The sequence below is a fragment of the Aeromicrobium sp. SP1 genome (genome assembly GCF_055663785.1).
Map to the genome: position 1 here is coordinate 2,624,637 of NZ_JBQVVK010000001.1, position 14,183 is coordinate 2,638,819.

General features: G+C 71.4%; 12 protein-coding genes. 4 read left to right on the forward strand and 8 right to left on the reverse strand.

Going from position 1 to position 14,183, the window contains the following annotated elements; genetic code table 11:
• The 4 genes from ACT26F_RS12970 to ACT26F_RS12985 are packed head-to-tail and all read right to left on the reverse strand — an operon-like array spanning position 1 to position 4,376.
• On the reverse strand, positions 1-1,176 hold the full coding sequence (locus ACT26F_RS12970) for an acyl-CoA dehydrogenase family protein (protein WP_471670961.1): 1,176 nt from the start codon (positions 1,174-1,176) through the stop codon (positions 1-3).
• Positions 1,173-2,906, reverse strand: a complete 1,734-nt coding sequence (locus tag ACT26F_RS12975) for an acyclic terpene utilization AtuA family protein (protein WP_471670962.1) — start codon at positions 2,904-2,906, stop codon at positions 1,173-1,175. The genes ACT26F_RS12970 and ACT26F_RS12975 overlap by 4 nt, the downstream gene beginning before the upstream one ends.
• A 55-nt stretch (positions 2,907-2,961) precedes the next feature.
• Positions 2,962-3,753: a TIGR03084 family metal-binding protein gene (locus ACT26F_RS12980; protein WP_471670963.1), complete on the reverse strand. Its 792-nt coding sequence runs from the start codon at positions 3,751-3,753 to the stop codon at positions 2,962-2,964.
• Positions 3,750-4,376, reverse strand: coding sequence for a TetR/AcrR family transcriptional regulator (locus ACT26F_RS12985; protein ID WP_471670964.1), 627 nt, complete (start codon positions 4,374-4,376; stop codon positions 3,750-3,752). The genes ACT26F_RS12980 and ACT26F_RS12985 overlap by 4 nt, the downstream gene beginning before the upstream one ends.
• 187 nt (positions 4,377-4,563) lie before the next feature.
• Between ACT26F_RS12985 and ACT26F_RS12990 the strand changes: the two genes are divergently transcribed.
• On the forward strand, positions 4,564-6,702 hold the full coding sequence (locus ACT26F_RS12990) for an Ig-like domain repeat protein (RefSeq protein WP_471670965.1): 2,139 nt from the start codon (positions 4,564-4,566) through the stop codon (positions 6,700-6,702).
• A 79-nt stretch (positions 6,703-6,781) separates the two neighbouring features.
• On the opposite strand, the gene ACT26F_RS12995 is transcribed toward ACT26F_RS12990, so the two are convergent.
• Entirely contained in the window at positions 6,782-7,855 is a 1,074-nt protein-coding gene (locus ACT26F_RS12995; RefSeq protein ID WP_471670966.1) for an alpha/beta hydrolase fold domain-containing protein, read from the reverse strand.
• 17 nt (positions 7,856-7,872) lie between these two features.
• Positions 7,873-8,520 carry an SIMPL domain-containing protein gene (locus tag ACT26F_RS13000; RefSeq protein ID WP_471670967.1) on the reverse strand — a complete coding sequence of 216 codons (648 nt, stop codon included), beginning with the start codon at positions 8,518-8,520 and terminating at the stop codon, positions 7,873-7,875.
• A gap of 61 nt (positions 8,521-8,581) precedes the next feature.
• Between ACT26F_RS13000 and ACT26F_RS13005 the strand changes: the two genes are divergently transcribed.
• The 3 genes from ACT26F_RS13005 to metX all read left to right on the forward strand — a co-directional run bounded on the left by ACT26F_RS13005 (position 8,582) and on the right by metX (position 12,278).
• Positions 8,582-9,904, forward strand: coding sequence for an ATP-dependent 6-phosphofructokinase (locus ACT26F_RS13005; protein ID WP_471670968.1), 1,323 nt, complete (start codon positions 8,582-8,584; stop codon positions 9,902-9,904).
• Positions 9,905-10,002: 98 nt separating this feature from the next.
• Positions 10,003-11,292, forward strand: a complete 1,290-nt coding sequence (locus ACT26F_RS13010) for a bifunctional o-acetylhomoserine/o-acetylserine sulfhydrylase (RefSeq protein ID WP_471670969.1) — start codon at positions 10,003-10,005, stop codon at positions 11,290-11,292.
• Positions 11,289-12,278 carry a homoserine O-acetyltransferase MetX gene (metX, locus tag ACT26F_RS13015; RefSeq protein WP_471670970.1) on the forward strand — a complete coding sequence of 330 codons (990 nt, stop codon included), beginning with the start codon at positions 11,289-11,291 and terminating at the stop codon, positions 12,276-12,278. The genes ACT26F_RS13010 and metX overlap by 4 nt, the downstream gene beginning before the upstream one ends.
• A gap of 58 nt (positions 12,279-12,336) precedes the next feature.
• Here the strand turns inward: metX and ACT26F_RS13020 are convergent, their stop codons facing one another.
• Together ACT26F_RS13020 and ACT26F_RS13025 are read right to left on the reverse strand one after the other, a co-directional pair.
• Positions 12,337-13,215 (reverse strand): alpha/beta hydrolase family protein, encoded by an 879-nt coding sequence (locus tag ACT26F_RS13020; RefSeq protein ID WP_471670971.1) that lies wholly within the window; start codon positions 13,213-13,215, stop codon positions 12,337-12,339.
• A 209-nt stretch (positions 13,216-13,424) separates the two neighbouring features.
• Positions 13,425-14,183 (reverse strand): SDR family oxidoreductase, encoded by a 759-nt coding sequence (locus ACT26F_RS13025; RefSeq protein ID WP_471670972.1) that lies wholly within the window; start codon positions 14,181-14,183, stop codon positions 13,425-13,427.

A 14,183-nucleotide genomic window follows, 5' to 3' on the forward strand; every position in this document is an offset into this window, starting at 1 on the left:
TCAGTACCCCAACAGCTTCGCGGCGAGGTCCTTCATGACCTCGGTGGCGCCGCCGCCGATGCCCAGGATCCGGGCGTCGCGGTAGTGGCGGTCGATCTCGGACTCGCGCATGTAGCCCATGCCGCCGAAGATCTGGACGGCCTCGGTGACGACGTGCTCGACGCAGGCGACGGCCTGGTTCTTCGCGACGACCGCGTCGAGGATGAGCGACGGGTCCGTCCTGGCGGTGTCGAGCGAGCGCTCGATCGCGGTCCGGGTCAGTGCCCGGGCGGCGGCCGTGCGCGCGTGCATCTCGACGAGCTTGTGCCGGATGACCTGCCGGCTGATGAGCGGCTTGCCGAACGTGTCGCGCTCGCGGGCGTAGTCGACGGCGAGGTCGAGGGCGCGCTGCGCCGTGCCGTACGCCTGGACGGCGAGGCCGAGCCGCTCGCCGACGAACTGCTGCATGACGAGGTAGAAGCCGCCGTTCTCCTCGCCGACGAGGTTCGCGACCGGGACGCGGACGTCGTCGAAGGCGAGCTCGGCCGTGTCGGAGCAGTGCCAGCCCATCTTGCGCAGGCTCCGGCTGACGGTGAATCCGGGCGTGTCCTTGTCGATCACGAGCAGGCTGATGCCGCCGTGGCCGCCTCGTCCTGAGCCTGTCGAAGGGTCGCCTCCGGTGCGCACGGCGGTCGTGACGAAGTCGGCGCGCACGCCGCTCGTGATGAAGGTCTTGGCGCCGTTGACGACGTAGTGGTCGCCGTCGCGCTCGGCGCGCGTGCGCAGGTTCGCGACGTCGGAGCCGCCGCCGGGCTCGGTGACGCCGAGCGAGCCGATCGTGTCGCCGGCCAGCGTGGGCCGGACGTAGCGGTCGATGAGGTCGTCGCTGCCGGTCCCGATGATGTGCGGGAGGGCGATCGAGTGCGTGAACAGGCTGGCCTGCAGTCCGGTCGAGCCGCCGGCAGCCAGCATGGCCTCGGTGACGATGCTCGCGTCCACGAGATCGCCGCCGTCGCCGCCGACCTCCTCGGCGAAGCCCACCGCGAGGAAGCCCGCCTTCGCGGTCGTGCGGTGCAGCTCGCGCGGGAGCCGGCCGTCGTCCTCCCACTGCGCGAGGTGCGGGGTGATCTCGGCGCGCGTGAAGTCCTCGACGGCCGTGCGCAGGGCGCGCCGTTCGGGGCTGTTCCAGTCGGTCACAGCAGCTCCTGCGGGATCGGGGCGAGGCGGGCCCGGAGCCACTCGCCGACGGCCTTGGCCTGCGGGTCGAAGCGCGTGGACGAGGCGACGCCCTCGCCGAGCAGCCCTCGCAGGATCACGTTGAGGCCGGCGAGGTTCGGCAGCCGGTGGATCTCGATCTCGAGGTCGGCCGCCTCGGGCAGCAGCTCGCGGATCGTCGCGTCGGTCAGGAAGCCCTCGAGCCACGCGAAGGCGTCCTCACGCCGCGGGTGCCCGCTCGGGATCCACACGCCCACGTTCGCGTCGCCGCCCTTGTCCCCCGACCGGGCGTGCACGAGTCGGCCGAGCGGCGCCTCGACGTGATCTCGGTACGCGGCTCGATCGCCGGGGACCGCGGTGATCGAGTAGCTCTGCGAGGGACGAGCAGGCGTATCGAGATCACTGGGACTCCCGGACGGAGGATCGATCTCGACCCGGCTCCCGTCCGCGTGGACGACGACGTGCGGGACCTCGGCCTGGGGGACGTAGGCGGCCCGGTAGATCCCGTAGGGCGAGCCGGGGCCGGGGGGCGCGGTGAGGTGGAAGCCGGGGATCGAGGCCAGCGCGATCTCGACCGCGGCGCCGCTGAAGGCACGGCCGACCTTGGCCTGGTCGGAGTCCTTCACGTGGCAGCGCAGCAGTGCGGCGGCCTCGGGCTCGGTGGTGGGATCGGGGCGGTCGGTGCGGGCGAGTTCCCACACCACCTCGGCGGGCGGGTTCGCCAGCGCCGCCGTCAGCTGGGCCTGCACCCATGCGGCCTTCGCGTCGATGTCGAGCCCGGTCAGCACGAACTCGACGGAGTTGCGGAAGCCGCCGAACGCGTTCAGGCACACCTTGGTCGTGTCCGGTGGGGCGTACCCGCGGACACCGGTGATGGCGACCCGATCGGTGCCCTGCTGGGTGAGTTCGATGCTCGTGAGGTCGACGACGACGTCGGGGTTTAGGTAGTGCTCGCCCTGGATCTCGTAGACCAGCTGGGCGGTGACGGTGTCGACGGTGACGGCGCCACCGGTGCCCTCGTGCTTCGTGACCACGACGCTGCCGTCCTCGGCGATCTCGGCGACCGGGAAGCCGATCGGCCGGGACAGGTCGATCTCGCGGAAGCCGCTGAAGTTGCCACCCGTCGCCTGCGCGCCGCACTCGATGACGTGACCCGCGACGACCGCGCCGGCGAGGCGGTCGAGGTCCTCGCGGCCCCAGCCGAACTCGGCGATCGCCGGACCGAGCACGACCGACGCGTCCGTGACCCGGCCCGCGACGACGATGTCGGCGCCGGCGGTCAGCGCCTCGGCGATGCCGAAGGCGCCGAGGTAGGCGTTCGCGGTGAGCGCATCGCCGAAGCCGAGCTCGGCGGCGCGCGGGAGCAGGTCGTCGCCCTCGACGTGGGCGACCGCGACCTCGATCCCCTGGGTCGCGGCGACCTCGCGGATCGCGGCGGCCAGCCCAGCGGGGTTCAGTCCGCCGGCGTTCGCGACGATCCGAACTCCACGCTCGGTGGCGAGGGCGAGGTTGTCGGTCAGCTGGCGCAGGAAGGTCTTGGCGTACCCGAGGTTCGGGTCCTTCATCCGGTCGCGGCCGAGGATCAGCATCGTCAGCTCGGCCAGGTAGTCACCGGTCAGGTAGTCGAGCTCACCGCCCTCGAGCATCTCGCGCATCGCCGAGAAGCGGTCGCCGTAGAAGCCGGAGCAGTTGCCGACGCGAAGGGTGCGCACGGTCTCGAGTGTGCCGCCTCGAACGAGAAACCGTCAAGCCTGACTGTTTCTTTCGTCAGCGGTCGGCGAGCGGCAGCGGGTCGTTCCCGGGCAGGCCGGCGAACGTCTGGACGATGTCGAGCCAGTGGTCGGCGGCAGGGCCCTCGGCGCGGACGTCCACGTCGACCCGGTGGCGTCGACGCGTCGCGAGCAGCGCGAAGTCCCAGCCGTCGCCGATCACCCGGTCGGCGGCGTCCTCGGGTCCCCACGTCCACGACTCGCCCGAGGGGGCGGTCAGCTCGACGCGCACGGGAACCTCGGGCGCCTGCTCCCCACGGATCGCGTGCGTGAACGCGAAGGTGCGCACACCGATGTGGCACACGTGCCTCACGCGATCCGTGCGCGGCACGTCGATGCCCAGGGCCTCGGCGACGTCATGGGCGTGCGCCCACGTCTCCATCAGGCGCGCGGTGGCCATCGACACCGGGCTCATCGGCGGACCGAACCACGGGATCCTCTCGCCGTCGGGAACCGAGCGCAGCGCCTCGACCAGATCTCCCCGCCCCTCACGCCACACCGACAGAAGCGTCTCCGCCGGCTGGAGGGCGAGCTCGTCGGCCGCGGCGTCGACGTAGCCCTCGGGGTTGTCCAACGCCTCGTGGATCAGGTCGTCGAAGGCAGGCCGGTCCGAGATCGCATACGTCGACGTGAGATCGGTCCAGTGCAGGTGCCCCACCTGATGGGCGACGGTCCAGCCCTCCGGAGTCGTCACCGTCTGCCAGCCGGCGTGGCTCAGACCCGCGACCCAGCCGTCGAGTTGGGCCGACTCCGCGGCGAGGTCGTCAAGGACGTCGTCAAGTGTGCTCATCGCTCCAGCTCCCGATCGAGGGTGTTCGCCCACGCGTCGAGGATCGAGGCGCGGCGGGCCGAGTCGTCGCTCAGTGTCGCGGCCAGCCCGAGGCCGCGCAGCAGGTCCAGTGTCGCCTGCACGAGTTGGCGGTTGTGACCGCGGTGGCCGTCCACCTGCAGCAGGGTGAGCGCGTGGGCGTGGATCTCGCGGCCGAAGCGGCGCTCCAACGGCGCGACCCTGGGGTGCAGGTCGGGGTCGGTCCGGGCGGCCACCCACAGCTCGAGGGCCGCGTAGAAGACGGGTGAGGTGTACTGCGTGGCGAGCAGGTCCAGCACGGCTCGCGTGCGACCCACGTCGGGCAGCGTGTCGACGTCGACCTCGAGGTCCTCGCGGCGGCGGGCCGCGAGGTACTCGACGGCGGCGACCACGAGATCCTGCTTGCTCGGGAAGTGGTGCAGCTGGGCACCGCGGCTGACGCCGGCCCGCTGGCTCACGACCGTGGTCGAGGTGCCGGCCCAACCGAGCTCCGCGAGCGACTCGACCGTGGCCTCCATGAGCCGCTGGCGCATCGCCCGTGAGCGCTCGGGCTGCGGGGTGCGCGTGCGCTCGGGCTGCGGCGTCGGGGTCGGCGTGTCGGTCACCCGGCCAGCATGCGCGACCCCGCCAGAAACCGTCAAGCGTGCCGGTTTCTGGCGACCGGGCGACTGTGACGCAACAGATGTGACCAAAGGTGCCAAACGGCTCCCGTGAGGCAGAAGTAAATCTAGGCTGGCGGGTGGTTGAGCAGCTGCGCTCCCACGAATCCCTCAGATTGTGAGTGAACCCTCCATGTTCCAACGCGCCATCTCGTCCGCCACGAGCGCGGTCCTGACCCTGGGAGCCGCCGCCGCGGTGGCCCTGGTCCCGGCCGCTGCCCACGCCGACGACGACGCCCCCGTCTACACGGGCCACGTCCAGGTCATCATCGGCGACGAGATCGCCGGATGTGTCGTGCCCGCATATCCGGGCAGCCACTACGCCGGTTACAACACGGATCCGACCACCGCCTTCATCGTCTCCGTGAGCCCCGGCACCCAGCAGAACCTCGCGATCGAGGGTGGGAGCACCGTCCTGGGAGCCAACGCCGAGAGCGCCACGTACAAGATCGAGGTGTCCCAGGCGGGCTACACGTTCCTGGACGCCATCGACCCGGTCCCCGCCGGCTCGCCGTCGGTCGGGTACCGCCAGTCCGCCATCTGGTCGATCGACCCGGTCACCCGTGAGCTCACGGCCACGTACGTGAAGGCCGATTCGTCGACCAACGCGGTCGAGGCGTACGGCTACGCCGGCGGCGCGATCGTCGGGCTCGCCGACAGCATCGACGCGACCAACGCCCAGTACCCGTTCGGGTTCCAGCGCGCGACGCTGCGCATCGGGCAGGCCTGCTCGGGCCCCCGCGACGAGCCGCAGGCGATCACCTTCACCTCGAGCGCGCCCGCCCCGGCCTACCCCGGCCAGTCGTACACCATCGCGGCGACCGGCGGCGGCTCGCAGAACCCCGTCACCTTCTCCTCGGCCAGCTCGGAGATCTGCACGGTCGAGGACGCCACCGTCACCTTCGTGGCCCCCGGCACCTGCACCGTGAACGCCGACCAGGCCGCCGCGTACGGCTTCAGCGCCGCGCCGACCGCCAGTCAGGAGATCACGGTCAGCGTCATCCCCAGCACGCTCGAGGTCACCCCCGCCGACACGTCCGTCGTCACGGGCCAGACCACGACCGCCACCGCACAGGTCGACGTCGTCGCCGGCTCGATCACGGACGCCGCCGGCGCCGTGCAGTTCGCGCTCGACGGCACCGACCTCGGCTCGCCCGTGGCCATCGACGACGACGGTGAGGCCGTCAGCCCCGCCCTCGGCGGCAGCGTCGGACCGCACTCCGTCACGGCCACGTACGTGCCCGCGCACTCCTCGTACGTCGGCACGGACGGCAGCGCCACGCTGACCGTCGCGGCCGCCGACACGACGACGCAGGTTGCCGTCACCGGCACGGCCCTGACCGCAACCGTCGCCCCGGTCGCCCCCGGCGCCGGCACCCCGACCGGCCTCGTCACGTTCTCCGTCGACGGAGCCACCGTCGGCACGGGCACCCTGGCCGACGGCGTCGCGAGCCTCGCGTACGTCGTGCCGGCCGACGCGACGCATGCGGTCGCCGCGGCGTACGCCGGTGACGCCTCGTTCAACGCCTCCTCGGCCTCGACGTCGCGCGCCAACCCGACGATCACGGCTCGCCTCTCGTCCGCCAAGGCGGCGCGCGGCGGCTGGTACCGCGGCCCGGTCACGGTGACGTTCACGTGCACGACCGCCGGCGCCGACCTGGTCACCGCCTGCCCGGCACCGACCACGATCGCCAAGCAGCCCGGCGGTCGCGTGTCGCGCACGATCACCACGACCGACGGCGGCATCGCCACGGTCACGGCGACGGCGAAGGTCGACACCAGCGCCCCGCGCGTCCGCATCAAGGGCGTCAAGGCCGGCAGCAGCCACTTCGTCGCCCCGAAGACGTCCTGCGTCGCGAGCGATGCGCTGTCCGGCGTCACGACGTGCCGCACCACGACGAAGCGCACGGGCTCGAGGGTCGTCGTGACGGCCACCGCGACCGACGTGGCCGGCAACACGACCACCCAGCGCATCGCGTACCGCCGCGCCGCCTACACGATCGAGGGCGCGAAGCTGCGTGGCGGCGTCTGGCAGGTCAAGCAGGGTCAGACCTACACGATCGTCGTCCGTGGCGCCAAGGCCAACTACGTGTACGCGACCCCCGCGCCGGGCAAGCCGCACCGCGGCTCGGTGCCGTTCACGGCCGCCGGCAAGGGTCGCTGGGCGGTGGGCGTCACGATGTCGATGGCGACCAGCCACACCCGCACGTGGAACCTCGGCTACACCCAGAAGGGCAAGCTGCACGTCATCCGCGTGCACGTCAACGGCTGACGCCCCTCCGGGGGACGGATCTTGATGCCTTCGGGTGGCCATGGCCACCGCAACGCATCAAGATCCGATCCCGCGGGGCTCAGTTCGCGAGTTCGCCCTCGAGCAGCTCGGTGCCGGCGGCGGCGTCCTCGACCTCGACGGCCTTCGGCTCGCCGATGTGGCGCAGCGCGAACTCGGCCGCGATCTCGACGGCGAGCGCCGCGTCGGGCAGGTGGTCGGCCAGGATCGGGAAGGCGTGAACCTGGCCGCGCCACAGATGCACGTCGACCTCGACGCCCTTGTCGTCGAGCAGCAGCGCGAACGCCTCCACCTCCGGCCGCAGGAACTCGTTCTCGACCGCGACGAGGTGGACCGGCGACGTGATGTGGCCGGTCGCGTGCAGCGGATCGGCGAACCCCTCGATGACCTCGTCGTCGGGCAGCCACAGCCGCCGCATCGCCTCGACCCGCTTCACCGGCAGCACCGCCTCGCGCACCTTGGCGACGCGCAGCACGGCCTTGTCCCGCCGTTCGGGGTCGAGGCTCAGCAGCGGCGAGAAGCCGATCAGCGCGGCAGGCGCCGTCAGGCCGCGGCGACGGGCCAGCTCGGCGACCTTCATCGTGAGGTAGCCGCCGGCGGAGTCGCCTGCGACGACGACCTTCGCCGGGTCGACCGCACGGTCGAGCACCTCGGCGTAGGCGTTGATCGCGTCCTGGACGGAGTCGGCGACACCGTGCTCGGGCAGCTGGCGGTAGTCGATCGCGACGATCGTGCCGCCCGTCGCGCGGACGAACGCCTCGAGCAGGCCGCGGTAGGAGTCGACGCTGCCCGTGAAGAAGCCGCCGCCGTGCAGGTACAGGAGGGTCAGGTCGCTCGTCGTGCCGGCGAGCGGTCTCATGACCTCGCCCGGGACCCCGCCGATCTCGTCGGCGACGGCCTCGACGTCCGGCGAGGCCGGGCGGCGGATCCGCTCGGTCCACTGCTGGAGCCGGCGGAACGTCCGGTCGTCGACGGGGGCCAGCCGCAGCAGCGGCTTGACCGTCATCCGAGCTCCGCGACCGACCACGCGCGCCTTCGGCGACGGCTTGTCGTGCAGCGTCGCGGCCGTGTGGACGGCGCGCATCGGACGCCGCGGCAGGCGGCGTCCTCGGCCCGGATCGGAGGAAGAAACCACGGCTCGAGTCTACCGGCTCAGCCGGCGACGAAGCGGGCGTCGACGGTGCAGCCCACCGCGATCTCACCCGGTTGCAAGGACAGGTCCCCACCGGAGGAGCCCGGCATCGCCGCCTTCATGAGGAAGGGCGGCTGCGGGTCGGAGGAGTCGAGCATGCCCGCGTCGGCCAGGTGGGTCGGGCGGACCTCTCCGGCGCCGATCGCGTCGGCGTAGGCCTGCGCCCTGGCCACCGCGTCGCGCACCGCATCGGCGCGCACCAGGGACTCGTACTCGCGTCGGTGCTCGGGGGTGACGTCCCATTCGACGCCGTCGATCTCGACCCGCGGGTCGGCCGCCCAGTCGCCCACGAACCCGCTCAGCGCCTCGACGTCGCGGAACACCGCGGTCACGCCGAGCCGGGCCGACTGGACGAGTTCGCCACGACGGCCCTCGGGCAGCCACGGTCGCTCCGCCACCACCCGCACGGCGTCCGCCTCGTGGCTCCGGACGGAGCCGGCGGCCTGCAGATCGGCCAGCCGCGACGTCAGCGCGCCGTGCGCCTGCGCCGCCTCCTGGGCGACCGCGGCGCGCTCGGGTCCGCTGATCGCGACGGTCAACCAGAGCGTGGCCTGCTCCGCGGGCCAGCGACGTTCCGCGCTCCCGCGCACCGTGATCTGCGTCGTCATGGGGCCAGTGTGCCGGGTGGAGACCTACCCGCGACGGCGCAGCCTCCGATAGCCTGACCCCGTGGTCACCCTCGAGGAACTGCAGGTCCGCACGCTCGGCCCGTGCGAGTACGACTCGCCGTTGGCCGACTTCGTCGCGAACCGCAAGACCAATGCGTACTACGTCGCCGAGGACGACCGCGTCCTGCTCGACGACACGGTCTCCCTGCTGCGCGCCCGCGGTGACATGGAACTCGAGGAGATTCCCAGCTTCGAGCCCGGCGGGGCGCGACGGAAGATCTTCTTCAACCCGAAGAAGACCAAGGTCGGCATCGTCACGTGCGGCGGCCTGTGCCCCGGCCTGAACGACGTGATCCGCGCGATCGTGCTCGAGCTGTTCGAGCACTACGGCGTCACGGACGTCACCGGGTTCCGCAACGGCTACGCGGGCCTCGTGCCCGGCAAGGCGCCCGACCCGATCACCCTGACCCCCGCCGTCGTCGACACGGTCACCGACCGCGGCGGCACGTTCCTGGGATCGTCGCGCGGCGGCCAGAGCATCCCGTCCATCGTCGACAACCTCGTGCACCGCGAGATCGACATCCTGTTCGTCATCGGCGGTGACGGCTCGATGCGCGGCGCGCACGCGATCGCGGAGGAGACGATCGCGCGCGGTCTGCCGGTCTCGGTGATCGGCGTCCCCAAGACGATCGACAACGACATCCCGCTGATCGGCACGAGCTTCGGGTTCCAGACCTCGTACGCCAAGGCCGCCGAGTCCATCATGGGCGCCCGCGTCGAGGTCGAGGCCGCGATCGGCGGCGTCGGCGTCGTCAAGGTGATGGGCCGCTCCGCCGGGTTCATCGCGTGCTACGCGGCTTTGGCGAACCACGACGCCGACTTCGTGCTGATCCCCGAGGTGCCGTTCAACCTCGCCGGCGAGAACGGACTGCTCGCCTCCCTGCGCAAGCGCGTCAACGAGCGTGGCAGCGCCGTCATCGTGCTGGCCGAGGGCGCCGGGCAGGAGCTGGTTCCGGCCAGCCGCCGCAAGGATGCCAGCGGCAACGCCGTGCTCGGCGACTTCGCCGGGTTCCTGCGGGCCCAGATCGCCCGCGACTTCAAGGACCACGGCGAGCCGCTGACGCTGCGGTACTTCGACCCGGGCTACATGATCCGCTCCGTGCCCGCCGACGCGGCCGACTCGGTGTACTGCACGCGGCTCGCGCAGGCCGCGGTGCACGCCGGCATGGCGGGACGCACCGACATGGTGATCGGCCGGCCGCGACACCGCTTCGCGCACGTGCCGATCTCGGCCGTCGTCAAGAACACGCACCGGGTCAACCCCGAGGGCGACCTGTGGCTGTCGGTGCTGGAGTCCACCGGCCAGCCCTTCGACATGCGCTGAGCGCACGCCGGGTTCGACCGACCGCATGGTGAGACCTCGTCCCACGCCCAGGTTCCCGTGACACGGTCGATCAAGACACCGACGTCGAAGGAGCCCCCATGAGCGAGAACTGGTCGTTCGAGACCAAGCAGATCCACGCCGGACAGGAGCCCGACCCCACGACGGGGGCGCGCGCCCTGCCGATCTACCAGACCACCTCGTACCAGTTCCGCGACACGCAGCACGCGGCCGACCTGTTCGGTCTCGTCGAGCCGGGCAACATCTACACCCGGATCATGAACCCGACGCAGGACGTCGTCGAGCAGCGGCTGGCGGCGCTGGAGGGCGGCGTGGGTGCGCTGCTGTTCGCGTCCGGCCAGGCCGCCACGACCGGCGCGCTGACCAACGTCGCCGAGGCCGGCGACCACATCGTCGCGTCCGCCAGCCTGTACGGCGGCACGGACTCGCTGCTGCGTCACACGTTCCCCAAGCTCGGCATCGAGGTCACGTTCGTGGCCGAGCCGAACGACCCGCAGCAGTGGCGCGATGCGACGCGCGAGAACACGAAGGCGTACTTCGGCGAGACGATCGGCAACCCCAAGGGCGACGTGCTCGACCTCGAGGCGATCGGCGCCGCCGCGAAGGAGGCCGGGGTCCCGTTCATCGTCGACAACACCGTCGCGACGCCGTACCTGCTGAACCCGCTCAAGCACGGCGCGGACACGGTCGTGCACTCCGCGACGAAGTACATCGGCGGCCACGGCACCGCGATCGCCGGTGTCGTGATCGACGGCGGCACGTTCGACTACGGCGCGCACGGCGACCGGTTCCCCGGGTTCACGACGCCCGACGAGAGCTACCACGGCCTCGTGTTCGCCGAGGCGCTCGGCCCGGCGGCGTTCATCGCGAAGCTGCGCGTGCAGTACCTGCGCAACATCGGTCCGGCCATCGCGCCGTTCAACGCTTGGCTGCTGGCCCTGGGCCTGGAGACGCTCAGCCTGCGGATCGAGCGCCACGTCGCGAACGCCAAGGCCGTCGCCGAGTGGCTCCAGACCCGTGAGGACGTCGCCTCCGTCCACTGGGCGAGCCTGCCGTCGAGCCCCTACAACGCCCTGGCCCAGCGGTACCTGCCGCAGGGATCGGGCGCGATCGTCACGTTCGAGCTGCCCGGCGGCATCGATGCGGGCCGGCGATTCATCGACGCGCTCGAGCTGCACAGCCATGTCGCGAACATCGGCGACGTGCGGTCGCTGGCGATCCATCCGGCCTCGACGACGCACAGCCAGCTGACGGCCGAGGAGCAGGCCGGCGCCGGCGTCACGCCGGGACTGGTCCGGCTCGCGGTCGGGCTCGAGGGCATCGACGACATCCTCGCCGACCTCGATGCGGGGTTCCGGGCCGCCAAGTGACCCTCACCCGGCCGCTGGGAGACCTCGTCCTCGAATCGGGCGAGGTCCTCCCCGGCCTGGAGATCGCGTACGACACGTGGGGCGAGTTCACCGGCGGCAACGCCGTGCTGATCCTGCACGCGCTGACGGGCGACTCGGTCGTCGCAGGCCCGGGCGGCTGGTGGCGTGAGGTCGTGGGCCCGGGCCTGGGGATCGACACGTCACGGTTCTTCGTGGTCGCCGCGAACATCCTCGGCGGCTGCCGCGGCACGACCGGCCCCGCCACCCTCGCGCCGGACGGCCGACCGTGGGGCAGCCGGTTCCCGGCGATCACGGTGCGCGACCAGGTGGCCGCCGAGGTGCGGCTCGCCGACGAGCTCGGGATCGATCGCTGGCACGGCGTGATCGGCGGCTCGGCCGGCGGCATGCGGGCGATCGAGTGGGCCGTCACCCACCCCGAGCGGGTGGACCGGTTGTTCCTGTTGGCCTGCTCGGCGTATGCGTCGGCGGAGCAGATCGCGTGGACCGCGACGCAGGCCGACGCGATCCGGGCGGCCGGGCCCGTGGCGGGCCTCGACCTCGCGCGGCGGATCGCCCACGTCACGTATCGCAGCGAGCAGGAGCTCGCGCAGCGGTTCGGTCGCGACGTGCAGCCGGACGGGCGATTCGCCGTCGAGTCGTACCTGCAGCACCACGGCGACAAGCTCGTGAAGCGCTTCGACGCGTGGTCCTACGTCGCGCTCGGCGAGGCGATGAACAGTCACGACGTCGGGCGGGGCCGCGGTGGCGTCGAGGCCGCGCTGTCGCGGGTCACGGCCCGCACGGTGGTCGCCGCGATCGACTCCGACCGCCTCTACCCGCCGCACCAGCAGCAGCAGCTCGCCGACGGCATCGCGGGCTGCGACGGCCTCGGCGTCGTGACCTCGCCCTACGGTCACGACGGCTTCCTGATCGAGCACGAGCAGGTCGGGGCGTTGGCCCGCGACCTGCTGGAGCGCTGGCAGTGACGTTCGAGGGCGTATCACTCCGGTTTCGGCCCTCGAACGTCACTGCCAGCGGCTCAGGTCAGCCCGCGATCCGGTAGCCCGAGATGCCGTTCAGGACCGACGGCGTGGGTCCGGGCGAGATGAACTGCTCGTAGCGGGTGTCGTTGTCGACGTAGCGCTTGAGCCAGGCGATCGAGTACTTCGCGATCGTCGTGTTGCTCGTGTTCGGGGCGAAGTGGCTCGCGCCGCGCAGCTCGAGGTAGGAGCGGCGCTCGGCGTTCGTCAGCGAGTTGTAGAACGGGATCGCGTGCGAGGCGACCGGCGCGACGGTGTCACTCTGGGCGCCGATCACGAGCGAGGCGGCCTCGACCTCGGGCCACGACTTGTCCGCGTTCCACGGCGTGAGGCCGACCGTGGCCTCCAGCGATCGCCGCGACTTGGCGGCATCGAGCGTGCCGCCACCACCCATCGAGTGACCCATGACGGCCTGACGCGACGCGTCGATCCGCGAGCCGACCGTCGAATCGGCGATCGTCTGGTCGAGCGCCGCCAGCAGCTGGCTGCCGCGTGACGCCGGCTGGTCCAGCGTGGTGTTCGTGTCGATCGTGATGACGACGAAGCCCTGCGACGCGATGCGCGGGCCGAGCCAGGAGATCGACGACTGCAGGGCGGTGAACCCGGGCGAGATCGCCACGACGCCGAACGTGCCACTGGACGTCGAGGTCGGGTAGTAGATCGTGCCGCCACCGAAGCCACGCGCCGACAGCGACGAGATCGTCTTCGTGCTGACGGCGAAGGAGCCACGGCTCGCCTCGATGCTGCTGTTCGTCGGCGCGGGCCCTCGCTCGTACGGGTTGTCGGCTGCGACGCCCGGTTGCGCGCTCGCGCCGACGACGAGAGCGGCAGCCGCGAACGTCAGCGCCACCCCTCGGGACATGCTTCTCGTGGACAGGGTCATTGCTCGTCTCCTTCGACGGTCGTGGACCGTTCCGCCGGGACGAGCTCGTCACGCATCCGCGTCGGCATGCATCCCCCCGATGACGGGCCGATCCAAGGTATCTGCACATCCGGTGCAAATAGTTTCTTGCACTCACAGTGCAGAGAGAACCGTGCTCCTGTCAAGAGCTGAATGTGAGTTACGTCACGAAGGAGGGTGACGGGCGACCGTCAGACGAGCTTGCGGACCACCGAGAGCGGGGCGTGCTTCATGACCTGGCCGATCGGCGCCCATGGCCACGCGGGCACGGCCGCGTCGGTGACTTCCTTCTCGATGTACCGGACCATGGCAGCCGTGCCGGTCTCGGTGTCGACCATGAGTCGCTGCTCCTGCTCGACCTTCTCGTTCATCTCGCTCGCGATGTAGCCCGGGAAGAGCGTCGTGACCTTGATGTCGAGGTTCTTGCGCGTGAGCAGGTCCGAGCGGATGCCCTCGGCCACGTGCGCGATGGCCGCCTTCGTGGCGGCGTACGTCGTCATGGACGAGGGCATGCCGCGCATCGCCGACATCGACGAGATCACCACGAGGTGGCCGGCCTTGCGCTCGTAGAAGTGCTCCATCGCGGCCTCGCACTGGGCCAGCGCCGCGACGAAGTTCGTCATGGCCGTCTCGCGGTTCGCCGCGAACTTGCCCGTGCCGATGCGCCCACCCTTGCCGAGTCCGGCGTTCACGATCACCCGGTCGAGGCCGCCAAGCGCCGTCGCGGCCGCACCGAAGACCTCGAACACCGAGTCGTTGTCGTCCACGTCGAGCGCGTGGACGGAGACCTCGATGCCCGGGTGCTCCGTCAGCAGCTCGTCGCGCAGCGCCTCGAGGCGGTCGACGCGTCGGGCCGTCAGCGCGAGGTGGTGGCCCGAGGCGGCGAGGTGGCGCGCCATCCCGGCGCCCAGGCCCGAGCTGGCGCCGGTGATCAGGGTGTTCTTGCGCAT

Excerpts from the sequence above, each read along its gene's own strand:
- ACT26F_RS12980 (WP_471670963.1), bottom strand. The coding sequence starts at position 3,753 with ATGAGCACACTTGACGACGTCCTTGACGACCTCGCCGCGGAGTCGGCC.
- ACT26F_RS13000 (WP_471670967.1), bottom strand. The coding sequence starts at position 8,520 with ATGACGACGCAGATCACGGTGCGCGGGAGCGCGGAACGTCGCTGGCCC.
- ACT26F_RS12990 (WP_471670965.1), top strand. The coding sequence starts at position 4,564 with ATGTTCCAACGCGCCATCTCGTCCGCCACGAGCGCGGTCCTGACCCTG.
- ACT26F_RS13020 (WP_471670971.1), bottom strand. The coding sequence starts at position 13,215 with ATGACCCTGTCCACGAGAAGCATGTCCCGAGGGGTGGCGCTGACGTTC.
- ACT26F_RS13010 (WP_471670969.1), top strand. The coding sequence starts at position 10,003 with ATGAGCGAGAACTGGTCGTTCGAGACCAAGCAGATCCACGCCGGACAG.
- ACT26F_RS13025 (WP_471670972.1), bottom strand. The coding sequence starts at position 14,183 with ATGCGCAAGAACACCCTGATCACCGGCGCCAGCTCGGGCCTGGGCGCC.